This window comes from Rhodanobacter sp. B04 (assembly GCF_002001125.1).
Lineage (GTDB): Bacteria > Pseudomonadota > Gammaproteobacteria > Xanthomonadales > Rhodanobacteraceae > Rhodanobacter.
The window spans coordinates 108,413-134,733 of sequence record NZ_MUNV01000009.1 but is presented as its reverse complement, the minus strand read 5'-3'; the positions used below and the strand labels follow the sequence as shown (position 1 = coordinate 134,733).

Annotated in this window: 13 protein-coding genes and 1 pseudogene; 8 read left to right on the top strand and 6 right to left on the bottom strand. The window is 64.7% G+C overall.

The genetic code is table 11. The features are described from left to right. Window positions 1-26 precede the first annotated feature (26 nt). The 7 genes and pseudogenes from B0E46_RS08325 to B0E46_RS08295 all read left to right on the top strand — a co-directional run bounded on the left by B0E46_RS08325 (window position 27) and on the right by B0E46_RS08295 (window position 9,564). Window positions 27-1,541, top strand: coding sequence for a fumarate hydratase (locus B0E46_RS08325; protein ID WP_077555322.1), 1,515 nt, complete (start codon window positions 27-29; stop codon window positions 1,539-1,541). Between the two features lie 294 nt (window positions 1,542-1,835). Beyond that, on the top strand, window positions 1,836-4,448 hold the full coding sequence (locus B0E46_RS08320) for a bifunctional aspartate kinase/diaminopimelate decarboxylase (protein WP_256364041.1): 2,613 nt from the start codon (window positions 1,836-1,838) through the stop codon (window positions 4,446-4,448). Window positions 4,449-4,559: 111 nt separating this feature from the next. Then, a pseudogene (locus B0E46_RS08315) lies at window positions 4,560-4,982 on the top strand (DUF559 domain-containing protein). A gap of 3 nt (window positions 4,983-4,985) precedes the next feature. Beyond that, on the top strand, window positions 4,986-6,326 hold the full coding sequence (gene murL, locus B0E46_RS08310) for a UDP-N-acetyl-alpha-D-muramoyl-L-alanyl-L-glutamate epimerase (protein WP_077555321.1): 1,341 nt from the start codon (window positions 4,986-4,988) through the stop codon (window positions 6,324-6,326). After that, window positions 6,326-7,684: a UDP-N-acetylmuramoyl-L-alanine--D-glutamate ligase gene (murD, locus tag B0E46_RS08305; protein WP_077555320.1), complete on the top strand. Its 1,359-nt coding sequence runs from the start codon at window positions 6,326-6,328 to the stop codon at window positions 7,682-7,684. The genes murL and murD overlap by 1 nt, the downstream gene beginning before the upstream one ends. A gap of 148 nt (window positions 7,685-7,832) precedes the next feature. Beyond that, complete coding sequence (locus B0E46_RS08300; protein WP_254425091.1) at window positions 7,833-8,384, top strand: carboxypeptidase-like regulatory domain-containing protein; 552 nt, start codon at window positions 7,833-7,835, stop codon at window positions 8,382-8,384. A 25-nt stretch (window positions 8,385-8,409) separates the two neighbouring features. Next, window positions 8,410-9,564: a lipase family protein gene (locus B0E46_RS08295; RefSeq protein ID WP_077555319.1), complete on the top strand. Its 1,155-nt coding sequence runs from the start codon at window positions 8,410-8,412 to the stop codon at window positions 9,562-9,564. A gap of 125 nt (window positions 9,565-9,689) precedes the next feature. Here B0E46_RS08295 and B0E46_RS08290 read toward each other — a convergent pair whose 3' ends face one another. From B0E46_RS08290 to B0E46_RS08270, 5 genes are all read right to left on the bottom strand, one after another. Next, complete coding sequence (locus tag B0E46_RS08290) at window positions 9,690-11,762, bottom strand: M13 family metallopeptidase (RefSeq protein ID WP_077555318.1); 2,073 nt, start codon at window positions 11,760-11,762, stop codon at window positions 9,690-9,692. A 208-nt stretch (window positions 11,763-11,970) separates the two neighbouring features. Then, a complete protein-coding gene (locus B0E46_RS08285) occupies window positions 11,971-13,623 on the bottom strand; it encodes a DUF3300 domain-containing protein (protein ID WP_077555317.1) in 1,653 nt (550 codons plus the stop codon). Window positions 13,624-14,215: 592 nt separating this feature from the next. Further along, window positions 14,216-18,013: a translocation/assembly module TamB domain-containing protein gene (locus B0E46_RS08280; protein WP_254425090.1), complete on the bottom strand. Its 3,798-nt coding sequence runs from the start codon at window positions 18,011-18,013 to the stop codon at window positions 14,216-14,218. 1 nt (window position 18,014) lies between these two features. Then, complete coding sequence (locus B0E46_RS08275; RefSeq protein WP_077555316.1) at window positions 18,015-19,787, bottom strand: autotransporter assembly complex family protein; 1,773 nt, start codon at window positions 19,785-19,787, stop codon at window positions 18,015-18,017. A gap of 165 nt (window positions 19,788-19,952) precedes the next feature. Then, window positions 19,953-22,553 carry a glycosyltransferase family 2 protein gene (locus B0E46_RS08270; RefSeq protein ID WP_077555315.1) on the bottom strand — a complete coding sequence of 867 codons (2,601 nt, stop codon included), beginning with the start codon at window positions 22,551-22,553 and terminating at the stop codon, window positions 19,953-19,955. Window positions 22,554-22,887: 334 nt separating this feature from the next. Between B0E46_RS08270 and B0E46_RS08265 the strand changes: the two genes are divergently transcribed. After that, a complete protein-coding gene (locus B0E46_RS08265; RefSeq protein ID WP_077555314.1) occupies window positions 22,888-25,551 on the top strand; it encodes a pitrilysin family protein in 2,664 nt (887 codons plus the stop codon). 221 nt (window positions 25,552-25,772) lie between these two features. Here B0E46_RS08265 and B0E46_RS08260 read toward each other — a convergent pair whose 3' ends face one another. Next, a complete protein-coding gene (locus B0E46_RS08260; RefSeq protein ID WP_077555313.1) occupies window positions 25,773-26,240 on the bottom strand; it encodes a Dps family protein in 468 nt (155 codons plus the stop codon). Window positions 26,241-26,321: the final 81 nt, after the last annotated feature.

Below are 26,321 nucleotides of genomic sequence, written 5' to 3'. Positions count from 1 at the left end.
CCTTACGAAGCCGAAGCTGCCGCCCCATGACCATCATCAAGCAAGACGATCTGATCCAGTCCGTCGCCGACGCTCTGCAGTACATCAGCTACTACCACCCGGTCGACTACATCAAGGGTCTCGCCGCCGCCTACGAGCGCGAAGAGAGTGCTGCGGCCAGGGACGCGATGGCGCAGATCCTGATCAACTCGCGCATGGCGGCCGAGGGCCATCGTCCGCTTTGCCAGGACACCGGCATCGTCACCGTGTTCCTCAAGGTCGGCATGAACGTGCAGTGGGACGCCACGTTGTCGCTGGACGAGATGATCAACGAGGGCGTGCGCCGCGCCTACAACGATCCGGACAACAAGCTGCGCGCCAGCATCCTGGCCGACCCGGCCGGCAGGCGCATCAACACTAGGGACAACACGCCGGCGATCATCAACGTGGCTATCGTGCCAGGCGACAAGCTCGACGTGATCGTGGCAGCGAAGGGCGGCGGCTCCGAGGCGAAATCGAAGTTCGTGATGCTCAACCCGTCCGACTCCATCGTCGACTGGGTACTCAAGACGGTGCCCACGATGGGCGCCGGCTGGTGCCCGCCGGGCATGCTCGGCCTGGGTATCGGTGGCACCGCCGAGAAGGCGATGCTGCTGGCGAAGGAGGCGCTGATGGAGCCGATCGACATCCAGGAGCTGATCGCGCGTGGCCCGAGCAATCGCGCCGAGGAGCTGCGCATCGAGCTGTACGAGAAGGTCAATGCGCTCGGCATCGGGGCGCAGGGCCTGGGTGGCCTCACCACCGTGCTCGACATCAAGATCAAGGATTACCCGACCCACGCGGCGAACCTGCCGGTGGCGCTGATCCCGAATTGCGCGGCCACGCGCCATGCGCACTTCACGCTGGACGGCTCCGGCCCGGTGATGCTCGATCCGCCGTCGCTGGAAGACTGGCCGAAGCTGACCTACGACAGCTCCAAGGGCCGACGGGTGAACCTCGATACGGTGACGCGCGAGGAAGTGGCGAGCTGGAAGCCGGGCGAAGTGCTGCTGCTCAATGGCAAGCTGCTCACCGGCCGTGACGCTGCGCACAAGCGCATGGTCGAGATGCTCAACAAGGGTGAGCCTTTGCCGGTGGATTTCAAGGGCCGCTTCATTTACTACGTGGGCCCGGTCGACGCGGTGCGCGACGAAGTGGTCGGCCCGGCCGGCCCGACCACCGCCACGCGCATGGACAAGTTCACCGAGCAGGTACTGGCGCAGACCGGCCTGCTCGGCATGGTCGGCAAGGCCGAGCGTGGCCCGGCGGCGATCGAGGCGATCAAGAAGCATCAGTCGGTGTACCTGATGGCGGTCGGCGGCGCGGCGTATCTGGTGTCCAAGGCGATCAAGGCCTCGCGTGTGGTCGGCTTTGCCGATCTCGGCATGGAGGCGATCTACGAGTTCACCGTGCAGGACATGCCGGTGACCGTGGCGGTGGATTCCGCTGGTACCTCGGTGCACCAGACGGGCCCGAAAGAATGGCAGGCGCGGATCGGCAAGATCCCCGTGGTCGTGGCGTAACACCGACTTTCTTCCGCTCCCCTTGGAGGAGCGGGCCGAGGTGAGGGGGGAGGGGCGGGTGCTGGCGAGAGCCTTCACCTGCACCGTCATCCCAGCGAACGCTGGGATCCAGCGCCTGCACGTCTGGCCGCGAGAGTCACTGGATCCCGGCTTCCGCCGGGATGACGGCTCTTCGGGCCATACGCCAGCGCATTTAGCCATCCAAACAAATACAGCCTCCGAGCGGTTGCATTCCGCCTGCTGCGGCGCAACACTGGCTAGATTGTCTTCCCCCCACCACCGCTGAAGGTACCTGTGAACCCGCAAAGCCCCGCGTCGCTTACCGTCGACGCCCCCTGGATCGTGATGAAGTTCGGCGGCACCAGTGTCGCCACGCTTCCCCGCTGGCAGAACATCCGTGAACTGGTTGACAGTCGCCGCACCGAAGGCGCCCGCGTGCTGGTGGTTGTCTCCGCCTTGACCGGTATCACCGACGCACTCAAACAACTGTGTGCTCAGGGCGACAAGGGCAAACGCAACGAAGCAGCGAAGGCGATCGCGCAGCGGCATTACGAGCTGCTCGATCACATGCAGCTGGCGATGCCGGATACGCTGGGCACACGGCTGGACGAGCTGGCGAAGCTGGCCGATGACGGCCCGGCGGCGTTGGGCGAGCTGGCCTGGCAGGCACAGGTGCAGGCGCATGGCGAGCTGATGTCCAGCGCGCTCGGCGCGGCTTTCCTCAGCCATAGCGGGCTGCCCACGCAGTGGCTGGATGCACGTGACTGCCTCGCCGCGATCGCGTTGCCGAACCAGAACGAGCGCACCCGGCTGCTGTCCTCGATGGTCGATTCGCGACCCGATCCGGTACTGGCTGCGCGGCTGGCGACGCTAGGCGAGGTGTTCATCACCCAGGGCTTCATCGCCCGTGAGTCACAGGGGCGCACCGTGTTGCTCGGTCGCGGCGGTTCCGATACGTCCGCCTCCTACTTCGGCGCGCTGCTGAAGGCGCAGCGGGTGGAAATCTGGACCGACGTGGCCGGCATGTTCACCGCCAATCCGCGCCAGGTGCCGGGTGCCCGCCTGCTGCAGCGGCTGGATTACGAGGAAGCCCAGGAAATCGCATCCACCGGTGCCAAGGTGCTGCACCCGCGCTGCCTGTCGCCGTTGCGCGAGTCGCGCGTGCCGTTGCTGATCAAGGACACCAATCGTCCCGAACTCGACGGCACGGTGATCGGCCCCGAAGTGCGCGCGCACGCGCCCAGTGTCAAGGCGATCAGCGCGCGCAAGGGCATCACCCTGGTGTCGATGGAATCGGTCGGCATGTGGCAGCAGGTCGGTTTCCTCGCCGACGTGTTCACGCACTTCAAGCAGCATGGGCTGTCGGTGGACCTGATCGGCTCGGCCGAGACGAATGTCACGGTGTCGCTCGATCCCACCGAGAACCTGCTCGACTCCGACGCGATCGCCGCGCTGGCCAGCGACCTGGCCAAGGTGTGCCGGGTCAAGGTGATCGCGCCGTGCGCGGCGATCACCCTGGTCGGCCGTGGCATGCGCTCCCTGCTGCATACGCTGTCCGGCGTGCTGGCCGAGTTCGGCCAGCTGCGCGTGCACATGATTTCGCAGTCGTCGAACAACCTCAATCTCACCTTCGTGGTGGATGAAGAAGTGGTCGACACGCTGTTGCCGCATCTGCACGACCTGCTAATCGGCGCCGGTGCGCTGCGTACCGACGACAGTGAACTGTTCGGTCCCAGCTGGCAGGCGCTGTACGGCAGTGGCGAAGTGCCCGGCGTTGCGACGGCATGGTGGCGTGGGTCGCAGCGGACACGCTTGCTGGAACTGGCTGCCGAGGCCACCCCACGCTACGTCTATCACCTGCCGACGGTGCGCCAGCAGGCGCGCGAGCTGAACACGCTGGGCGCGGTCGACCGTCTGCACTATGCGGTGAAGGCGAACACCCATCCGGCGATCCTGCATGCGCTGGTCGCGGAAGGCTTTGCGTTCGAGTGCGTCTCGCCTGGCGAATTGAAGGCGATCAGCGCAATCGTGCCGGAAGCCACGCCGCTGCTGTTCACGCCGAACTTCGCGTCCCGCGAGGACTATGTTTTTGCGCTCGGCACCCGTGCCACCGTGACGCTGGATGCGCTGTACCCGATCGAGCATTGGGGCGAGTTTTTCCGTGGCCGGGAGATCGTGCTGCGGGTGGATCTTGGCCGCGGCCTCGGCCATCACGAAAAGGTGCGCACCGGCGGCAGCGGCAGCAAGTTCGGCCTGCCGCTGGATCAACTGGCCAACTTCCTGCAGCTGGCCGAGGCGCATGGCGTGACCGTGCGCGGCCTGCATGCGCATCTGGGTTCGGGCGTGCTCGATGCCGGCCACTGGGGCGAGGTCTATGTGCAGCTGGCCAGCCTGGCCGAGCGCATCGGCAGCGTGACCTTCCTGAACATCGGCGGCGGCCTCGGCGTGCCGTCGCATCCGGGCGAGGCACGGCTCGACATCGCTGAACTCGATCGCGTGCTGCGCGAGGTCAAGGCGGCTTATCCGCAATACCAACTGTGGATGGAACCGGGCCGTTACCTGGTCGCCGACGCCGGCGTGCTGCTGGCACGGGCGACCCAGCAGAAGGGCAAGGGTGCGTTCCGTTATCTCGGCATCGATACCGGCATGAACAGCCTGATCCGTCCCGCGCTGTACGACGCCTGGCACGAGATCGTCAATCTCAGCCGGCTCGATGAGCCGGCCACCGCGCTGTACCAGGTGGTCGGCCCGATCTGCGAGAGTGGCGACGTGCTCGGCACCGATCGCCGCTTGCCCGAGGCGCAGGAGGGCGACGTGATGCTGATCGCGCAGGCGGGTGCCTACGGCAAGGTGATGTCCTCGCACTACAACCTGCGTGACGAAGCCGAGGAAATCATTATCGAGTGACGCTTCTGCCTCCTCTCCCCTTCGGGCGACCCGAAGGTAGTCCCCGTGGGAGAGGGGACTGAGGCGAGGGGCCGATCTTGCCAAGGTGCAACATCAGGAGAGCTTTCAAGGATGAAACGTCTCAACATGGATCGGGCGCGTGGATTGCGCCGAGCAATGACCGGTGCGGAGCAGATGCTATGGCGGTATCTGCGCAATCGGCATCTGTCAGGCTTCAAGTTCCGACGCCAGCATGAAATCGGTCGTCACATCGTCGATTTCGCTTGTGCAGAAGCGTTGCTGATCGTGGAGCTGGACGGTGGTCAGCACGCTGATCAAGTGGTGCATGACGAGCGGCGCACATAGCAATTGCAAGCCATGGGTTATCGCGGACTGCGGTTCTGGAACAATGACGTATTACTGGATATTGAGAGCGTGCTTACGGTGATTCTGGATGCCTTGGCAAGTCCGGCCCCTCACCCCAACCCTCTCTCCCACGGGGACTACCTTCGGGTCGCCCGCAGGGGAGAGGGGGGCAAGCGCGCCGGAGAATGAAGAGTGACGATGACAATTCAACCGCGGCTGACCCAGCTGTTCCGTTTTGTGCGCTGCAGCTACGCCGATGGCGTGGCCGAGCTGGCGTACGCGTTCGACGACGGCGAGGAGCTGGTCGAGCGGATTCGTTTCCCGCATGCGCCGGCGGTTCCGGCCACGCATGCCGCGGCGTTCGAGGCGGCGCTGAAGCTGCTGCATCTGATCGCCGGTGTCAGCTATTACAAGGCTGGCGTGCCGCCGAAGATCGAGGTGGCCAGCGGCCCGCTCGACGATGCTACCGCCGAGCTGCTGGATCAGCTGTATCTGCACGGCTTGGCCGAGTTCGCCTATCGCAACGGACTGGATTTGCGCGGGCGTATCGCCTTCCCGCGTGGCGGCGTGGCGCCGACGGTGGGCGCCTTGAACCTGCCGCAGCGCACGCTGGTACCGATCGGCGGGGGCAAGGATTCGCTGGTCGCGGTGGAGGCAATCAAGTCGATCGGCGGCGAGGCGACGGCGGTGTGGGTCGGCAATTCCGCGCTGATCGCCGCCTGCGCCGAACGCACCGGGCTGCCCACGCTGAACATCCAGCGCGAGCTGGCACCGGGCCTGTTCGAGTTGAACCGGCTCGGCGCGTGGAACGGGCATATTCCGGTGACCGCGGTGAATTCGGCGATCCTCGCCGTCGCCGCGATCGTGTACGGCTACGACTCGATCGCGTTCGCCAACGAGCGTTCCGCCTCGGCAGCCACGCTGGAGTACGAAGGCCAGCAGGTGAATCATCAGTGGAGCAAGGGTTACGCGTTCGAGCAGCTGCTCGGCAACTGGTTGCATACGCACGTTGCCAGTGACCTCGACTACTGCTCGCTGCTGCGGCCGTATTCGGAACTGGCGATCACCCGCGCGTTCGCGAAGCTCACGCCGTATTTCGACGCGTTCTCCAGCTGCAACCGCAATTTCAAGCTGCTCGGTCCCAAGCCAGCCGACCGCTGGTGCGGACAGTGTCCGAAGTGCCACTTCGTGTTTCTGGCGCTGGCACCCTTCCTGCCCAAGCCGCGGCTGCTGTCGATCTTCGGACGCAACCTGCTGGACGACGAGAACCAGGCCGCCGGTTTCGACGCGTTGCTGGAATACCAGGACCACAAGCCGTTCGAATGCGTGGGCGAGGGTGCCGAGGCGCGCGCTGCGATGTTTGCACTGAGTCAGCGGCCGGAGTGGCAGGAAGACGCGCTGATTGAGCGTTTCCGCAGCGAGATCCTGCCGCGGCTGGATCCATCGCAGCTGGCGCTGGAGCCGTGGCTGAAGCCATCCGGCGAGCATCGTGTGCCCGCCCGTCTGCAGGCGGCGCTGGCGGCGATCGGTTGATGCGCATCGCCGATCTGGCTGGCCGGCGCATCGCGGTCTGGGGTTTCGGCCGCGAAGGGCGGGCGGTGATCCGGGCGCTGCGTGCGCGCTTGCCGCGGCAAGCCTTGACGTTGTTGTGCGGCGACGCCGAAATCGAATCGGCAGATGCATTCGATACAACGATCGAAGTCATCGGCGGCGAGCCCGACGCGGTTGCCCTGGGTCGTTTCGATGTCGTGGTGAAGTCGCCCGGCATCTCGGCCTACAAGCCAGCCTTGCTGGCCGCTGCGCAGCAAGGCACGCATTTCACGTCGGGCACCGCCCTGTGGTTCGCGGAGAACCCGGGTGCGCGAGTGATCGGGATAACCGGCACCAAGGGCAAGAGCACCACCAGCGCGCTGATCGCACACCTGTCGCGCTCGCTCGGTGTGCGCACGGCGCTGGCCGGCAATATCGGCCTGCCGCTGCTGGAACTGCTCGACCAGCAGGCCGATCTGTGGGTAGTCGAGCTTTCCAGCTTCCAGACCGGCGAAGCCGGTCCGCTGGAGCTCGGCGTGATCACCAGCCTGTACGAGGAACACCTGGACTGGCACGGCTCGCGCGAGCGCTATGTCGCCGACAAGCTGCGTCTCGCCGATGCCTCGCGGCAGCTGCTGGTCAATGCGCTGCAACCCGTCTTGCTGGAACGCACGCAGCAGCACCCGCATCGCCTGTTGTTTGGCCAGCCGGAAGGCTGGCATGTCGCCGATGGTTTCATTCGCCGCGGAACCCAGGCAGTCTTTCCGGTCGATGGGCTCGCTGCACCGGGCCTGCATAACGCACTCAATGCCTGCTCAGCGCTGGCTGCCCTCTCAGCTGTCGGCATGGATGCGCTGGCGGCAGCGCCAGCGCTGGCGCATTTCCGGCCGTTGCCGCATCGCCTGCAGCGGCTGGGCGAACATGACGGCTTCCACTGGGTCAACGACTCGATCAGCACCACGCCGCTGGCTACCCTGGCGGCATTGGAAAGCCTGCATGGTCGAACGGTGACCGTGCTGGTCGGCGGCCACGACCGCGGCCTGGACTGGACGCCGTTCGTCGACGCGATGCGCAGCACGCCCGCCCATGCGATCGTCTGCATGGGCGGCAACGGTGCGCGCATCGAGATGGCGCTGCGCAATGCCGGCGTGGACTGTACGATCGTCCGAGTCGCTGATCTCGCTGCTGCCGTGATCGAAGCTAAAGCGTGTACACCAAAAGGCGGTGTCATCCTGCTGTCACCAGGGGCACCTAGTTTCGATCAGTTCAAGGACTACGCGGAACGTGGGCGCTGTTTCGCTGAACGGGCTGGTTTTGACGCCATGACGATCCTGGGCATCGAAGGTATGGGCATCGTCTGATTCAGGTGTCCGGTTCGACGTGAAATGCGGTGATACGCAGCGCAGGATGTGACACGCGAGGCGAAGGACGACTTGCGGGGAGCAGGTTGTTTTGCTATTCAGGCCGTTGCGGGATGTTTCTATTGGAAGCTGGCCGCGGGGGATGGTGATGGCAAGGCTATGGAATGGGCGGGACACGATGCGGACGCGCAAACTTGCGCTGTCCCAGGCTACAAAGCCTCATAGGCGGCTTTCACATGCCGGACATATTCTGCTGTCCGTGCTGCTTTGCTGCGCGCTGTTTTTGACGACTGCTGACGAGGCGAACGCCATGGGAAAGATGTGCCTGTTTTCTGCGGTGCGCGGTGTGGTGCTGGATCATGGCCAGCCGATCAAGGGAGCGACCATCGAGCGCAGTTACAAATGGATGTGGAACGACCAGACTGGCAACGACGAGGCCACTACCGACGCACTAGGTGTGTTCTCGCTGCCCGCAATCTGGGGGCATTCGTTGTTCGGATCGCTGATGCCGCATGAACCCAATGTGCGGCAGACGATCCTGATCAAGTACGCCGGGAAAAGTTACGAAGCATGGTTGTTCAACAAGGGCGAATATGCAGAGAACGGTGAACTCAAGGGTCGGCCGATTTTCCTGACTTGCCGACTCGAAGCCGAGCCGGGACGTCACGGTGAGGTCTACGGGATCTGCGAGCCGCAGTGATGCGTTCAGCCATCAAGGAGGGTTTATGAGCACACTTTCACCTCATCAGGCCGCGGCGATTGCTCGTGGCGTCTATTACCTGCTTGATCAGAGCTTCAGTGAATCCGCGGCACGTCATGACATTCTCGGTAGCGAGGGTATGTTCACGGTCAACGACAGCTCGCGCTTCGTCGGCCGCACTGGTGGGTTGATTGCCTGCAAGAAGCTGAGCGGCTTCGGTTACATTGCTGCGGGCGAGGGTGCTTACCGGAACGAAGTGCTGATCGCGACCCGTGGAACCAAGACAGGGTTCGATTGGTTGACCAACTTCAATATTGGTGTACAGCTCGGTCCAGGTGGCCTGCCGGTTCATGCCGGCTTCAACGAGACGTGGAAGTCGTTTTCCGCCGATGTCACAGACTTTCTGCGTGGGCGCAATCCCTCGGTGATTCACTGCGTAGGGCACAGCCTTGGCGGTGCATTGGCCACGCTTAATGCCGATTACCTTTCAAGCGTGCGTGCGGCCGAGGTCAAGCTGTACACCTTCGGTTCGCCACGCACTGGTGACATGTTCTTCGCGCGCAGCCTGAGCCAGCGAGTTACCGAGCAGAACATGTATCGCGTGCACCATCGTTCCGATCCGGTGCCGAAGATCCCGTTGTTCCCGTTTCATCATGTTCCGATGGAGGCACCGGGTTACGAACTGACTGCGGGCCCTTCGGGATTGATCAACATCAACGCGCATTTCATGGTGGACAGCTACATCCCCGGAGTCGGCGACCAGAGCTGGCAGACCCTTGGCAACCGGGTTTCGGCTGACGATCTTGAGGTGCAGGCATGGCTTGCCCAAGTTGGGCCTGGCGGTGGCGGCATCTTGATGGGCAGTGCAGCCGTATTGCAGATGATTGGCAAGGCGTTGGCATGGATTCTGGGCAAGGTGGCTTTCGTTGCCGTAGGCGCCGTTTTCACGGCTGGGATGACCGTGCTGGATCATCTTGCATGGATGCTTGGCAAAGGAGCGCAGCTGTCGATCGAGCTTTCCACCTATGTCAGCACGATCATCGCAGCGATCTTCCGTTTTCTCGGCCGCACGATGGTTGCTGGCGTATCGCTTACCACCAGCTTTATCCGCTGGGTGCTAGAGCTGCTTTACAACAGCTTGGCGTCAGTCGCGCGCCGGGCGCTCACGTTGGTCAAGTGATTCCTATTCCTGTCCTGCAGGGTGACGAATAGCCGAGAGATCAGGCGTTCGCGCTCCAATCTTGTCAAAAGACGGGGCCGTGGTTTCGCAACCACGGCCCCGCATATTTTCGCCTGGGCATCTTCCTACCAGATCTTCACCCGGTCCTTCGGATCGAGGTACAGCTTCTCGCCGGGCTTGACCTCGAATGCGGGATACCAGGCGTCGAGATTGCGCACGGTCTGGGCGCGGAAATCGGCGGGGGCATGCACGTCGGTGGCGAGGCGCTGGCGCAGGGCGTCGTCGCGGATCTTCGAGCGCCAGGCCTGGCCGAAGGCGAGGAAGAAGCGCTGGTCGCCGCTGAGGCCGTCGATCACCGGTGCCGGCTTGCCGTCCAGCGACTTGTGATAGGCGAGGTAGGCAATCGTCAGGCCGGATACGTCGGCGATGTCCTCGCCCAGCGTCTGCTGGCCGTTGACGTGCAGGCCCGGTAGCGCCTCGTACTGGTCGAACTGCTTGGCGAGTTGTGCGGTGGCGGATTCGAAGTGGGCGAGGTCGGCCGGCGTCCACCAGTTCTCCAGCTTGCCCTGCGCGTCGAACTCGGCGCCGGTGTTGTCGAAGCTGTGGCTGATCTCGTGCCCGATGATGGCGCCGATGGCCCCGTAGTTGGCGGCCGCATCGACCTTCGGATCGAAGAACGGCGGCTGCAGGATCGCGGCGGGGAAGTTCAGCGCATTCTGCAGCGGCAGGTTCACCGCGTTGACGGTCTGCGGTGTCATCCACCATTCGTCGCGATCGACCGGCTGGCTGAGCTTGGCCAGCTGGTGCGCATACTCGAACTGCTCGGCGCGCAGGTGGTTGCCGAGCGGATCGTCAGCGCTGATCTGCAGCGTGGCGTAGTCACGCCAGGTTTCCGGATAGCCGACGCCGACGCGCAGCGTGACCAGCTTGGACTTCGCTTTCTGGCGTGTGGCTGGCGTCATCCAGCTCAAGGTGTCGATGCGATCGTTGAAGGCGGCGATCAGGTTCTTAACCAGCTGTTGCACTGCAGCCTTGGATGAAGCCGGGAAGTAGTGCTTCACATAGAGCTGGCCCACCGCGTCGCCGAGATCGACATTGGTGGCGCCCACGGCACGCTTCCAGCGCGGCTGCTGCGCCGGCGTGCCCTGCAGGGTACGGCCGTAGAAATCGAAGCTGAGGTCGGCATAGGCCTGCGGCAGCAGGGCGGCACCGTGGTCGAGCGTGTGGAAGACGAGCAGATCCTTCCAGGCCTGCAGCGGCTCGCTGGCGGTCAGCGCGGACAGGCCGGTGATGGCGGCGGGCTGCCAGGCGTCGATCTGCGGCTGGCCGTCCAGGCCGGCGGCCTTGAAGTAGGCTGCCCAGTCCAGCCCCGGTGCCTTCTGCGCGAAGTCGGCCACGCGCCACAGGTTGTTCGCCTTGTGCACGTCCTGGCTGTCGATCAGGCTTTCCTGCGCCTTGGCGATCTTTGTTTCCAGTTCGATCACCGTCTTCGCTTTCGCGTCGGCGTCGGCGATGCCGGCCTGCTTCAGCAGCGCGGTGACATAGATCAGGTATTTCGCACGGAACGCCACCATGTGCGGGTCGTCCGACAGGTAGTAGTCGCGGCTGGGCATGCCCAGGCCGCCCTGCAGCAGGTAGGCGATGTTGCGCGAGGGATCTTCCAGGCCCTGCGCCACGAACAGGCCGAACAGGTTTTCGGTGTGGAAGTTGGTGGCGTTGATCGGGTCGACGTCGGCACGCAGGCGCGAGCCCAGCACGCGGGCCAGATCCTGGCGCGAGGCGATCGCGTCGATCTGCATCAGTTCCGGTTTGAGCGGGACCAGGCCGTGTTGCTGGATGGCAGTCGTATCCATCCAGGCGGCGTAGTAGTCGGCGATCTTGCGCGCACTGCTGCCAGCGGCGGGGTGGCTGTTGCCGGCGTTGCGGATCAGCTCGGCGGTGTCCTTCTCGGCCTGCTCGAACACCTTGAGGAAGGTGCCGGTGCTGGAGCGGTCGGCGGGAATCTGCGCGGTTTTCAGCCAGTCACCGTTGGCGTAGCGGAAGAAGTCGTCGCCTGGCCTCACGCTGCGGTCGATGCCGGCCGGATCGATCCCGGAGGGCGGGTTACCGCTCGATGGCGACATGGGCATGGGCGCGGCGGCCCATGCGCTCGCACTGCACAGCACGGCAGTAGTCAGAATCCAACGTAGTTGTCGCATGGCGACTATCCCGGCAGGAACGGAATGCCCACGATAGTCCGCCTGTTCGTGCTTGTGGGCATGACTGATGGGCTATCGGATATCGGTGCTGGCTGCGCAGCCTGCGGCGCCGGGGCATTGGCTGCGCCCGGAATGCCCGGAGATTCCGTCGGCGCGGGATGCGACCAGCCGTGTGCCATCCCTGGCGTTGCGGCTGGTCGGTGTGCCGTCAGGAATGCTCGTTTTTGTCGTCCTTGCTGTGCTTTTCGTCTTTGGCAGGCTCGGCGTGTGGATGCGCAGCCTGCGCTGGCGCGGCTGCGGGTCGTGGGTGTTGCGCCGGAGCAGGGCGAGGTGCTGCTGCAACGTGAGGTGGCATGGCCGGATGAGGCTCGGCGCGGGGAGTTACGGCGGGCCGTGTTGCCGGAGTGGCATGTGGCGGCCTCGGCTGTGCTGCAGACATCTCCCGGGTGGCGTGGTTCGGTTCACGATTCGACTCGGTCGCCGGTGCATGCGCAGGCAGTGGTTGCGGCATGGTTGTGCGGTGCGCCACAGCCTCCGGGCGCGCCAGGGTATTGGGCACATGTTCCGCAGGACGTGTTCCCGGCGGCACATTCGCACCTTGTGGGGCGCTGCCGAAATGCGGTATCGACATGGGCCCATGCGGTGCTGGTGCCGCATGCTCGTTGGCTACGGAATGCGGCAAGTTGTTGCCAGCTGGGCGACCAGCTTCGTGGTTCTCCACGACCTGATTCCGGCTGTTGTTGATATTGCTGGTGTTGTTGACGGTTGTGCGGTTGTTGTTGATGTTGCCGGTGTGGTTGATCGTCGTGCGGCTGTTGTTGATGTTGTTGGTGGTATAGCGATTGACGATGGTGGTCGAGTTAGACACGTAGGTCGTGTTGTTGTGGATCACCGCCGGTCGCTGCCAGCCGCCGCCCGAGCCACGGCCACCCCAGTGCATGCCCCAGCTGTGCCAGCCGCCACCCGGCGGAGGCGGTGGGTTGTAGTTGCGGTCGTGGTGATGATTGTCCAGCAGCGTGCCGATCAGGATGCCTGCACCGAAGGTGATGGCGCCCGCGGTCACGATTTCACCGGTGCTGTATTGCGGTCCCTGGTAGCTGTAGCTGGGATAGACCGGCACGTCACCGCCATAGACGGTTTGCGGGTTGTAACTCGGCACATAAACCGTGTCCTGCTGCGCCGGCATGATCTCGATGGCCTGGGCTGGCGCCTGCACGACGGAGGGGCCGCTGTAGTAGGCGGATCCCTGGTCGTTGTCGGCATACTCGGCGGTCTGGGCCACGGGCTGGGTCTGCACGACCTGCTGGGCATTGCTGCGCAGGTTGCCTTTCTGCGCCGCACGTTGGCGCATCACCTGGATCGCATTCATCACGTCGGTCGGATCGTTGACATAAGCCTCACCCAGGGCACTGGTCCACTGGGGATTTCTGGCCATTTGATCGAGCACGGTGGGGAAGGTGGTCAGTGCCTTGACGCTGGCGTCCCAGGATTGCGGGTTGACCTGTGCCTGCAGGGCGGTGCCCTTCAGGCCGGGATTCTGGGTCAGGAAGGTATCCGCGGCAGCGATCTGATCCGGGTACGTCGATCCGGCCAATACCTGGGCGACCAGGTTGTCCGGGAACAGCGCGATCGGTGCCACCATTTGGTACAACTGGTCGGCCGAGGGCGGTGTGTACGGTGCGGCTTGCGCGGCAGCGGTGGTTTGTGCGGCTGCCGGGGCTGCCGAGCTTGCCGTGGCGGCAGAAGCCGAACTGGCCGGATTCTGCGCCGGCGGCGGCGATTGACTGCAGCCGACCATCGCCACGAAGCCTGCGCAGAGCAGGGTGTAAGTCGCATTTCGTGCAAGAGGCTTGCTGATCACGTGACGATCTCCAGTGGGATGGTGCAGGCGCGATGTCGAGTGGATTATCCCCGTCGTGTTTGAACGGCTGCTGTCACCGTACTCCCGGTTGGCGGCAACTCGGGTGATCCGGCCACGCTTCACATTCAGGAGAGCGACACGATTACCGGCAGAGCCCAGAAGATGTCCCGTGCCCGCTCATCTCTTCAATCTGGACTGCATCATTCCGCTATGGCTGCGGAAGCGCCCGGTGTCGCCGCGCAGCGTGAACAGGGTTGCACGGTAGATCGCGGTGAGCCGGCTGCCGTAAAGGCTGCGTATCTTGAGGTAAGCCCAGCACCAACCTCTTTTCCCGGACTGCTTCATCTCGACATGCACCTGTGGTTGCCTGCGTCTCCTTCCCGGTCGCCCTCAGTTCATCGGTCTGATGACGGCTTTCCATGCGTTCCACAAACGAGGTATGCCGGTGGCGCGAACCAGCCACGCTGTCACGTCATCGGTCCAGGCAGTTTCCACTATGGGCAATATTCGTTACGGAACCGTGATCACAAGGTTAGATAGTGCTGAACCCAACGCACTGTCCAGGAGCGATCCCCTGGGAATGAGGCAAGCTCTATTTCTCGTAGCGATAATTGAGGCTGGCGCGGCTGAAGTCGGTGGCGTTCTGCGCCTCCAGATTCCAGCGATGGCTGAGGCGGTAACGGAAGGTGATGACTTCACCAGGTTCGAACAGGCCGACGCCGTAGCTGAGATAGAGCCGTGGCGACAGGTATTTTCCGACCGTGAATGCCGAGTTGCCGCCGAGCGCCTCGTTGCTGGAGACGCCGATATCGTCCACACCCAGCTTCGAGCCGATGCTCTTGGCGAGCAGGTCGCCGGCAGCCGAGCCAAGCGCCTGTGCAGCGGCGCCGACCATGTCGCCTTCGCCACCCTTCACCTGCGACAGCGGCTTGCCGGTGACCAGGTAGGACAGCGCATCGGACTGCTCCATCGCCGGGTTGGAGAACACGGTGAGGACGGGGCGCTGCGCCGTGCCGGCGACCAGCAGGCCGACTTGCTGGCCTTCGTCGACGGTGGCGTTCGGGTTGAGCTTGCGCACGGCGCGGATGTTCAGGCCCGGATTGTCGATGGGTGTGCTGGCGAACAGCAGCTGGCCGCGCTGGATCTGCAGGTTCTGACCGTAGGCGCGGTAAGTGCCATCCACGGCGATCTGGCCCTGGCCGGTGGTGGCGCGACCCGGGCGCTCGGTGACGGTGAGTACGCCACTGAGTCGGCCGTCCAGCCCCATCCCCACCAGATGTGTCTTGCGGCCGAGGTCCACCTTGACCTGTGCACTGACCGGCAGTTTCCCGCCGGCCTGCTGCGATTGCTTGTCGTCGATCACCACCACGTCGGGCGAGGCCTTGGTGGCGCCGGCGCCGGGTAGTTTGTCCGCATTCACGTCGGCGCTGTCCAGCGTGACGCTGCCGCCGATGCTCACGCCGTTGGTATCGTGTTGCACGGTGAGGTCGGGTGAGATCGTTACCTTGGCTGCGGGGATGTCGGCGGCGGTGAACTGGCTGCCCTTGAGCGTGATCGCGGCCTGCGCGTTCGCGCCGAGGCCGGCGCTGCCGTTGATGGCTACCGTGCCCTTGCCGGATCGCACGCTGCCGTCGATGCGGAACTGTCGCGCGTCGGCGGTGCTGACGGCCAGTCGGCCCTGGTTGAGCTTGAGCCCGGCGGCAGGTACTTCGCTGGCGAAATCGGCAACCGTGGCGTGGCCGGTGATCGCAGGTTGCTGCAGCGTACCGGCAAACCGTAACGAGCCATCGAGGCGGCCTTTCACGTTGGCCACCTCGCTGCTGAGCAATTCGACGAAGGCGAGGTTGTTCAGGCGCAGGGTGAGCTCGCCGCCCAGCGACTGCCGGGCGCCACTGAGCGTGATCTGACCGTCCAGACGGCCGCCCTGGTCCAGGCCGCTGTGGACGCCGATGCGCTGACTGGCGGGTGCGAGTTCGGCATCAAGGCTGAACTGGTCGTAGCTCAGCAGGGGTGCATCGGGGTGGTCGGTATAGGTGACGCTGCCCCGGACAGAGTTGAGCGAGGCGGTGCCGCTGAGTGCGCCGGCCGCATTGCGGCGGAGCTTGCCATCACCGGCCAGCATGCCGTCGGCGCGGATCGGCAGGCCGGTTTCGCCGGCTGCGTTCAGCAGCAGGGCCAGCGGCAGGGCGCGTAGTCGATAGCTGGCGGCAAGGCTGCCGCCCTTGTCCTGCGTGGCGGCGATGCACAGCAGTGGTTCGCCAGCGCTCAGGCATAGCTCGGACAGGTTCACCGCGCCATGGCGGTAACCCAGTTGCGCCGGCTGCTGCAGTCGCCAGCCTGGCATGCCCTGTGGGTCCACGTTGAGGAGGCCGAGCGTCCCGTTCCATGCATCGCCTTTCAGCGCGCCATGCAGGTTCAGCGCTCCGGAGAGCTGGGTGCCGTGGGCATCGATGTTCAGCTGATGATCGCCTTCGCTGCCTTCGGCCAGCAGGTTGATGTGCTGGAAGGCCAGTCCCTGCAGGTGCACGCCTGCCATCTTCACATCCAGTTTGCCGGCTGGATGGCCGATGTCCGGGATGCCGGCGATCAGATGCAGTGAGTCCACGTGTTGTTGCTGCCAGCTCAGCGACTGCCCCTGCAACTGGCCGTTGATGCTGAGTTTCGAGAATCGTCCGCCGATGTTGAAATGGCCATCCAGACGGCCACCAGCACTCGGCAGCCAGTCGCCCAGCGAGGCGATATCGAGTTTCAGGTCCACGTTGTTGCTGGCGCCGGGTCGCGCCTCCAATTGCACGGTGCTGCCGGCCGATTCCAGTTGCAGCTGGCCGTCGATCACCGCATTCGGTGACAGGTGGATTTTGCCCTTGGCGCTAACGGTGCGATCGCGCAACCTGCCGTCGAATTTGCGGATATCGAGTGTCGCGTCGGGTCCGTCTTTGGGCAGCGTGCCGCTGCTCGACATGTCGACATCGAGTGCGCCGCTCCAGCCGGCGAACAGCTGGCCCGGGTCGAACCGCTCAGCGGTGGCTTCGGCCTGCCATGCCAGCGCGGGCTGTAGGGTCAGCATCCCGTTCGCCTGCAACAGGCCCTGCGGCTGCCTCAGCGCCAGGCTGTGCAAGGTGATCTGCCGGGGCGTGCCATCGAGATCGAGGGCCAGCGTGGCGAGCATGCCGGGTGGGCCGATCGCGACATTGCCGGCGGCACGGTACGTCGCGGTACTGCCGCTGGCCTTCAGTTCGCCGTGACTGGCCAGCGCCTGGCCGGCCAGTTCGGCTGGCAGCAGCAGGTCGCTCCAACGGATGTCCAGTTCCGCGCTGAGTGGCTTGGCGTCCAGCTGCACGGTGCCGCTGGCCGTGACGCTGCCCTTGATGCGTGGCGAGCCGAGTTCGAGCTGTTGCAACGTCAACGTGTTGAAGTCGTGGCTGACAGACGCCCGCAACGGCTGCAGCAGCAACGGGTAGTCGTTGAGGTCGAGGCGGCCGTCTAGGGTGCCGCCGTAGCGGTCGCCGTGGCCTTGCAAAGCGACAGCCAGGGCCTTCAGCGAACTGTCGCCGAACAGCGGCTTCGGATCGAAGCGCGGCGCGTCGAGCGAGGCGGTCCACGCATGGTCGCCGGCCTGGCTCAACTCCAGTTGCAGCTGCACGGCGGTCGGCGCGACGAGTTTGAGGTCGACATGGGCCTGCCTTCCGTCGCCATGTGTGGCGAGGCTGCCGGCGTAGTCGGTGTCGCCGAGCTTCCATGCAAAGTCGGCGTGGCCATCGCCCCGATAGCGCTGGCCGATGGCCAGGATGCCGGTGAGGTCGATGTGGCCGTCCGGTGCCTGCAGGGTGAGTTGATGGAGTGCGATGCCGGCATGGGTCCAAGCGCCGGCAAGGTCGAGACTACTGGACGCGAAACGTGGTTGACCAGCCTGGGTGACCTTTACCGCGCCGACATGCACGCGATCGAGCACCACGTCGACCGGCAGCTGCCATGAGAAGCTGCCCGAGGATGCGTTGCTGTCCTGGGCTGATGCCGGCAGCGCGACGTCGACTCCGTCGGCATCCAGCATCAGCACATGCACGCGTTTGGCCAGCAATGGCCAAACGCGCAGGTCCAACTGCGCCCTGGCCACGCTCACCACGGTGCCGTTGCCGTCGTCGTAGTGCACACCGGCCAGAGTCAGCGGCCCGATCAGCCGTCCGTGTGCCTGCTGCACATGAACCGCACCATGCGTGGCGGCTTCGGCACGCGCCAGCGCGAAGCGCAGGCCGGAGGCCGTGCCAAGCAGCCAGCCAGTCGTGGCAACGAGCAGTACCAGCAGGCATAGCAGTACCAGACCGAGCCCGCGCAGCCAGCGTCGGCGGCCTGGTGAAGCGGGTGCGGCAGCTGGCGTGGTCATCGTGTCCATCTCACAGGTCCGGCCCGATCACCAGGTGCAGCTCGATGCCATGCGCCTGCGAGTTGTGGATCGGCGTGCCCAGGTCGACACGGATCATGCCTACCGGGGAGCGCCAACGCACGCCGAGGCCGGCACCGATCTTCGGCTGGTAGTCGACACCGCTGAACGCGTTGCCGGCATCGACGAAGGCCGCCATGCCCCAGTTGCGGGTGAAGTAATGCTCGACCTCGGTGCTGGCGACCAGCAGGCTCTTGCCGCCGATCACGCGACCGTCGCTGTTGAGCGGGCCGATCGTCTGGTAGCCGTAGCCACGCACCGAACGGTCGCCACCGGCGAAGAAACGCAGCATCGGCGGCAGCGCGGTGAAGTCGTCGGTCCAGGTATAGCCGGCGCTGCCGCGCAGGATCAGGCGGTTGCGTTGGCGTTCGCCGAAGGCATGGATCCACTTCGCGTCGGCGGTGAGCTGGCTGAAGCCGGCATCGGATAGCAGGTTGCCGACGGTGCTGCGTGCGGCCAGGTTGACCGACCAGCCCTGGTGCACGAAATCGAAGTTGTCGGCCTGCTTGCGCGACAGCGAAGCCTCGGCGAATACCTCGGTGCTGCGGCCGTGTTCGATGCCGGGCGTGTTGTCCGGTTCGTTGCCGATCTTGCCGACGGTGAAGGTGCCGTCCAGCGCATGTACCCCCAGCGTACGCGTCCAGCCGTGCCACAGCCGGGTCTCGTTGGCGACCAGCTCCAGCGTGCGCGATTGCGAGGTATCGGTATTCGCGTCGCGGTAATTCGCACCGACGTTGTAGCTGCGCTGGTTGTCGCCCGGCAGCGGAATCGAATACAGCGTGGACAAGGTTTTCAACCGCTGCGCCAGGACCAGCTCGTTCTTCCACTTGTGCCCGCGCCGGTTCACCCAGCGTCGCTCGATCCCGCCGCGCAGGCCGAAGCCGGTGTCGGTGCCGATGAACGGGCCACCGGTATAGATCGTGCGCCTGGCCGGTGCCAGCTGCACATCGATGTCGACCACGCCTGCCTTGGCCGTGTCCACGTCGGGCAGCACGTTGACCACGGCGAAATAGTCGGCGCCATTCAACGCCTGCTGCAGTTGCAGCAGCTGGCTCTGCGAAAAGTAATCGCCCGACTTGAACGGCAGGTAGCGGTCGAGGAAACCGTCGTTGAACTGCGAACCCTCGAAATTCACCTTGCCATAGCGGTAACGCTGTCCTGCCTGCCAGGTCAGCTTGATGGTGGCGCTGCGAGTGGCGCGGGTCACTTCGACCCGATGGGTGAGCAGCCTGGCGTCGAGGAAGCCGTTGGCGATGAGCTGCGCGCTCAGGGCATCGCGGGCAGCGTCGTAGCTGCCGTGGTTCAACGGCTTGTCCTTCAGTCGCTCGATCACGCGTTGCGCCCGGCGGATCTCGGCAATCTCGGCGGCGTCCTTGTCCAGCTGGATGTCGATGGCGATGACCGTGACCGGCGTACCCGGTTGCACGTGCAAGGTCACCTGCCAGTCCTTGCCAACCTGACGCAAGTCACCGTTGACCGTGGCGTCGTAATAGCCATACGGCTCAAGCGAGGCTCTCACCTGATCGGTTGCACGCTCATACAGGCGTCGCACCTGTGCGTCGCTGACCTCGCGGGTGGCATATTGAGACAGCTCGACGCCCGAGGTCACCGCAGCTTTCAGCGGGTCGTCGACCCCGTCCACCACCAACTGCACGCCGGCATGGGCTTGTGTCGACAACAGCACCAGCGTCAGCAGCAGGCTCAGGCGTCGGGGGATTCGGCGCATGCGTGGGGTTCCGTCCTCGATGGCGTCTTCGCAGGGTAAGGCCAGCTTACCCAAGTCGTTGTTGGCTGGGTACGAACACGGCTCGCTGCCTCGGCGTCAGAGCCGAGGCGCCATGCTTGACAGCAGGACAGGTGTGCCTGATTTGCCGATGCGGCCGTGGCCGCATCAGCCCGCCTTGTCGCCCGCCTTGTGCGCGATCCATGCACCGACCACGGCCGAGACGTAGGGAATCGACTGTGCGGCGAGGATGAACATCCACAAGGTGCCTTCGATGTAGCGCGTGCCATAGCCCAGCGCCATGCCGACGATGCACAGCAACAGGGCGATCGCCATCAGCGCCTCTTCGCGCACCGGCGCGAACGCGGCGAAGTTGCTGCCGCCCAGCCGCCGGCTCTTGGCGGTGACCACGAACGAGGTCTTCTCGCGGGTCAGGCCGTGCAGGATGCCCCGCGCGATGGCGTGGCTCAGGCCCATGCTGGCCAGCGAGGCCATCAAGGTGTCGTACCAGCTGCACGGCACGCGGGCGCGATAAAGCACGATGCCGAAGATCGCCTTGGCGAAGAAGAAGCCGATCACCGGGATCAGGAACAGCTGCATCGGCAGGCTGAAGTACTGCGGATACGCCACCATGCCGGCGGTCCAGAACAGCGCCATGAGGGTGAAGATCAGGTGCAGTGCATCGGCGAACCAGCTGAACCAGCCGGTGAGGAAGTGGAAGCGCTGGCCGGCCGAAAGCGGGCCTTTCTTCGTCATCCAGTCCCAGCGGCCCTTGAGGATCTGCATCGCGCCGAACGCCCAGCGGTAACGCTGGCTCTTGTACGCCTTGAAGTCGGCCGGGGTGAGGCCCTTGCCCATCAGCTCGTCGACGTAGACCAGCTCGTAGCCGGCGTGCATCAGGCGCAGGCCGAGCTCGGCGTCCTCGCAGATGGTCCATTCCGACCAGCCACCGGTGCCTTCCAGTGCGGTACGCCGCACCATCGTCATGGTGCCGTGCTGGATGATCGCATTGCGTTCGTTGCGGTGATGCATGCCGATGCGGAAGAAGCCGTCGTATTCCCACGCGGTCATCCGGCGGAACGTGTTGTGCACGAACTCGCGGTGTGCCTGCGGGCACTGCACCACCGCCACCTTCGGGTCATGAAAGTAGCCGGTGAGAGTGGCCAGCCAGTCGGCGCGTACCTCGTAGTCGGCGTCGATCACCGCCACCACATCGGCGCGCGGATCGGTTTCCTTCAGGCCGAAGTTCAGCGCGCCGGCCTTGTAGCCTGGCCACGGTTCCAGGTGGAAGAAGCGGAAGCGCGTGCCGAGCTTTTCGCAGTATTCCTGCACCGGCTGCCACACCGCCGGGTCCTTGGTGTTGTTGTCGATCACCAGCACTTCGAAGTTGGCGTAGTCCAGCGCGGCCAGCGAATCGAGCGTGACGATCACCATCTCCGGCGGCTCGTTGTAGCAGGCCAGGTGGATCGACACGAACGGCTGCTTTTCCGGCGGGTCCGGGCGCAGCATGCCGGCATGGCGCACCCAGCCGCGTCGCCACAGCACCTCGGTGAACTCGAAGCCGTTGATCAGCAGGATCGACAGGATCGCGATCTGGGCCGGGAACAGCAGCACCAGCATGGTCCAGTCGACCCAGCTGAGGTAGAAGTTGAACGGCAACGTGGCCGACCAGGTCAGCAGGCCGCAGGCGAGCTGGATCAGCATGCAGAAGAACAGCCGTCCCATCAGCTTGAAACGGCTGAAGCGGCGCGCGAACCAGATCATCGGCAGCAGCGACAGCAGGCTGGCGGCAATCGCCTTCCACGGCCAGGCGGTGTCCTCGGTCACCGGGCCGGTGAACGGGAATTTCGGCTGACGGTCGGCGTTGAAGATGCCCCAGTAGGCACCGGTACGGCCTTCGCCGAGGTTTTCCTTCCACGGCTGATCGAAGGCTTCGAGCAAGTAGTATTCGATGTGGTGCTGCTTGGCTAGGTTCAGCCAGTTGCGGATGAAGATCGCCTCGTTGGACACCGAAGGATCCGCGTACTCATGGCGGTCGCCGTTAGATGGCCAGCCGATCTCGCCGACTACGATGTGCTTGTTTGGAAAGCGCTGTTGGATCTCGTTGTACGCGCCCAGGGCTGCAGGGATAGCATCGCTGCGCGGTATCCCGTTCCAGAACGGGAACAGGTGGATGGTGATGAAGTCCACATGATCGGCCAGCTCGGGGTACTTCAGCCAGATGTACTCCGGTTCGGCGATCGACACCGGCTGGTGCAGGGCGGCACGTACCCGGTCCAGGTACGCCATCATCTGTTCGGGCGTGAGGTCGTTGCGGAACAGCACCTCGTTGCCGACGATGACGCGGGTGATGGTTTCCGGGTACCGGCGCGCCTTGGCGATCAGCAGCTCGATCTCGCGCTCGTTGTTGTCCAGGCGCTTGTCGATCTCGGCGCCGGCCATCACCTTCAGGCCTTCCTTCTGCGCCAGCCGATACAGCTGCGGGTTCTGCTGCATCGTGTAGGTGCGCACGTTGCCGGTGTATTTGCTCAGCAGGTGCAGGTCGGCGGCGATCTCGTCGTCGCTGGGGTAATCCTGCTTGAACGGGCTCTGGTAGCGCTGGAATACCGACAGCGAGAACCCGCTGATCTGGCCGTGCCAGTCGTCCGGGCCGTGCGGCAGGTTGCCCCACCACCACAGCCCGATATTCATCGCGGCCACGACCAGCGCAAGCACCAGGGCGGTGAACAGGGGATGCCGGCTGTCGTGGTTTGCTGCAGTGGCGCTCAAAAAAGTCCCCGGCGAAGCCTGCGCAACAGGCGATAAAGCTTGGGGAGCTTAACCAATGCATGCCCATGGGCTCAACAAAGATCGTCGGTCATGGTCAGCGCGAGGTCAGGCGCAGCAGGGAATCCGGAGCCAGGGCCGGGATAGAAACCTTGGGCGAGCCCAGTTCGGCACAGTCCGCGGCTGTGGCCGTTCTTGCCCGGTCACTCGCCTTGTGCAACGGTTATCCGGCTTTTTGTCGAAAGAGCCGATCCGGCATGCTGCAGATCACCGTGGCCAGTCGGTGGCCGGGCAAGTACCGAAACCCTGCTGCAAACCGTCTATAAGAGGACACCTTGTGAACAAGTCCATGGGATATCTCGCCGCCGCGATCGCGCTGGCCCTGGCCGGTACGGCTGCCGCGGCGACGAACGACGCGGACGTCACCCGCGCCACCCTCGACAACGGCCTGCGCGTGGTGATCGTGCGCGACTCGCTGGCGCCGGTGGTGACCACCGAGATGAACTACCTGGTCGGCTCGGACGAGGTGCCGGACGGCTTCCCCGGCAGTGCGCACGCGCTGGAGCACATGATGTTCCGTGGCAGCCCGGGGCTGTCGAAGGACCAGCTGGCGGCGATCGCCGCGAACATGGGCGGCGCGTTCAACGCCGACACCACGCAGGCCGTGACCCAGTATTACTTCGTGGCGCCGTCGCAGGATCTGGATGTGGCCCTGCACACCGAGGCCTTGCGCATGCGCGGACTGGACATTGCCGACGCCGAATGGGCGAAGGAGCGTGGTGCGATCGAGCAGGAAGTGTCGCGCGACCTGTCCAGCCCCGACTTCAAGTTCTATTCGCAGTTGCTGGCGCAGCTGTTCGCCGGCACACCCTACGCGCACACGCCGCTGGGCACGCGCGAGTCGTTCGACAGGACCACGGCGGCCATGCTGCGGCAGTTCCACGCCAGCTGGTATGCGCCGAACAACGCGATTCTGGTGATTGCCGGCGACGTCGATCCGCTCGCCACGCTGGCCACGGTGAAGGCCAAGTTCGGCGATATTCCGCGCAAGGAGTTGCCGGCACGCCCCGCATTCGACTTCAAGCCGGTGCAGGCGAAGACCGTGCAGCTGCCTACCGACAGCCCGTACGGCTCGGTCTATATCGGTTACCGCATGCCCGGCATGAAGGACCGGGATTATGCTGCGGCGCTGGTTCTGGGCGAGGCGATGGGCTCACAGCGAGCGGCGCTGTTCGGCATGGGCATGGACGGCTCCGCGCTATATGGCGGCTTCTCCGGCGAATGGATGCCACAGGCCGGCGGGGCCGTGGCGGTAGGCATCTTCCCGCGTGGCGGCAATCCGCAGCCGGTGCTGGCGAAGATGCAGGCGATTCTTGCCGATGCGGCCAGCAAGGGCATCGACCCAGCGCTGGTCGACGCGGCCAAGCGCAAGGCCATCGCCGGGCTGGAATTCAAGAAGAACTCGGTGGAAGGCCTGGCCAATGCATGGTCGGAGGCACTGGCATTCCAGGGGCTGGAGTCGCCTGACGCGATGAAGCAGGCGATCGAGGCGGTGACGCCGGAGGCGGTGAATGCGCTGGCCCGGCGCACGTTCGATCCCGCGCATGCGGTCACCGCGATCCTGACTCCGCAGAGCTCGGGCAAGCCCGGCAGCGGCAAGGGTTTCGGCGGCGCCGAGAGCTTTGCCTCCAGCCCGGACAAGCCGGTGGTTCTACCGGACTGGGCCGCTCAGGCCTTCGCCAAGCTCGAACTGCCACGCTCCACCTTGCAGCCGGTGTCGTACACGCTGGCCAATGGGCTACGCCTGATCGTGCAGCCGGAGACGATCAGCGACACCGTGCAGGTGTACGGCAAGATCAAGACCAATGGCGACCTGCAGGCACCGAAGGATGAGGACGGCGTGGACGACGTGCTCGGCGGCCTGTTCGCGTTCGGCACCACGAGCATGAATCGCCTGCAGTTCCAGCAGGCGCTGGACGAGATCAGCGCAGGCGAAACTGCCGGATCGAGCTTTTCGCTGGAAGTGCCGGCCGCGCATTTCGCCGACGGCATGAAGCTGCTCGCCGACAACGAACTGCATCCGGCGTTGCCGGCACGGGCGTTCGCCGTGGTGCAGCAGCAGGTCGCGGGGATGGCGGCCGGTGAAATCCAGTCGCCCGACTTCCTTGCCCAGATCGGCCTCTACAAGGCACTGTTGCCGGCGCACGATGCGCAACTGCGCTATGCCACCCCGCAGACGGTGGGCAGCCTCAGCCTGGACAAGGTGAAACGTTACTACGCGCAGACCTTCCGTCCGGACATGACCACCATCGTCATCGTCGGCAAGGTCGATCCCGCGCAGGCCAGGCAAGTGGTGGAACAGAGCTTCGGCGCGTGGCAGGCCGGCGGTGCCAAGCCCGATGTCGACTACGCTGCGGTGCCGCCGAACAAGCCCGGCCAGCTGCACGTGCCGGACAGCAGCGCCGTGCAGGACAGCGTGCAGATGGCGCAGACCATCGACGTCACCCGCGACGACCCCGCGCGCTATGCGCTCAATCTCGGCAACGAGGTGCTCGGCGGCGGCTTCTACGCCTCGCGGCTGTACCGCGATCTGCGCGACAAGCGCGGGCTGGTCTACAACGTGAATACCAGCTTCGCGCTGGACAAGCACCGCAGCACCTACAGCGTGTCGTTCGGCAGCGATCCGGACAAGGTCGCCGCAGCCGGTGCGCTGGTGGTGCGGGACTTGCAGCAGATGCAGCGCGAACCGGTATCCGCCGACGACCTGCGGCGCGCTAAGGGCATCCTGCTGCGGCAGATCCCGCTGGGCGAGTCGAGCTTCGCTGCGATCGGCCACCAGTTGCTGACCCTGGCGACCCAGGACCGCCCGCTGGATGCCATGAGCATCGCCGGCCAGCACTACCTGCAGCTGACCGCGCCGGAAGTGCAGCAGGCGTATGCCAAGCACATCCGGCCTGATGCCTTCGTCACGGTGGTGAAGGGGCCGGCGCCGAAGGGATAAGGCGCGCCACTCTCATCAGGCAGGGCCTGAAACGGCGCCGCCTCAAGGGAACCTCGAAAAACCGGGCTTTTGCTCGTCATTCCTGCGAAAGCATGGATCCAGCGCCATTGGATACAGTTGCTTGAAGTCGCTCGATTCCTGCTTTCGCAGGAATGACGATGTTTTTTTCGAGGCTGCCTTGGGGCGGCGCCGCTTTTCCTGGAGCCTGTGGGCTGTCGTGCCTATTTCAGCAGCGAGCGCAGCATCCAGGCCGTCTTCTCGTGTTCCTTCAGCCGGCCGGTGACCAGGTCGGCGGTGCCCTCGTCGCCGGCGGCATCGGCGCCCTTGATCGTCTCGCGGGCGGTGTGCGCGGCGATCTCGTGCCCTTCGACCAGCTGGCCGACCATCTCCTTCCACTCCGGTACGCCGGATTCCTCCTTGATCGAGGTGAGCTTGCCGAACTGGCTGTAGGAGCCCGGCGCGAAGACGTCCAGGGTGCGGATGCGCTCGGCCACTTCGTCGGCGGCCAGCCACAGCTCGTTGTATTGGGTCTCGAACATGGTGTGCAGGCTGTTGAACTGCGGCCCGGTGACGTTCCAGTGGAAGCTGTGCGTCTTCAGGTACAGCGAATAGGTGTCGGCGAGCAGCTTGGACAGCTGTTTGGCGACTATCTCGCGATCCTTCTTGGCGATACCGATATTCATGGCCATGCGCTTGCTCCTGATGGGTGAATGGAAAAGCTCGCCGGCTAGGTTAGCCATGGGTCCTTTTGCATGGAAATGAAAGCTTTC

Coding starts and splice junctions, on each gene's coding strand:
- B0E46_RS08325 (WP_077555322.1), top strand. CDS start 27: ATGACCATCATCAAGCAAGACGATCTGATCCAGTCCGTCGCCGACGCT.
- B0E46_RS08275 (WP_077555316.1), bottom strand. CDS start 19,787: ATGCGCCGAATCCCCCGACGCCTGAGCCTGCTGCTGACGCTGGTGCTG.
- B0E46_RS08290 (WP_077555318.1), bottom strand. CDS start 11,762: ATGCGACAACTACGTTGGATTCTGACTACTGCCGTGCTGTGCAGTGCG.
- B0E46_RS08280 (WP_254425090.1), bottom strand. CDS start 18,013: ATGGACACGATGACCACGCCAGCTGCCGCACCCGCTTCACCAGGCCGC.
- B0E46_RS08260 (WP_077555313.1), bottom strand. CDS start 26,240: ATGGCCATGAATATCGGTATCGCCAAGAAGGATCGCGAGATAGTCGCC.
- B0E46_RS08295 (WP_077555319.1), top strand. CDS start 8,410: ATGAGCACACTTTCACCTCATCAGGCCGCGGCGATTGCTCGTGGCGTC.
- murD (WP_077555320.1), top strand. CDS start 6,326: ATGCGCATCGCCGATCTGGCTGGCCGGCGCATCGCGGTCTGGGGTTTC.
- B0E46_RS08300 (WP_254425091.1), top strand. CDS start 7,833: ATGGCAAGGCTATGGAATGGGCGGGACACGATGCGGACGCGCAAACTT.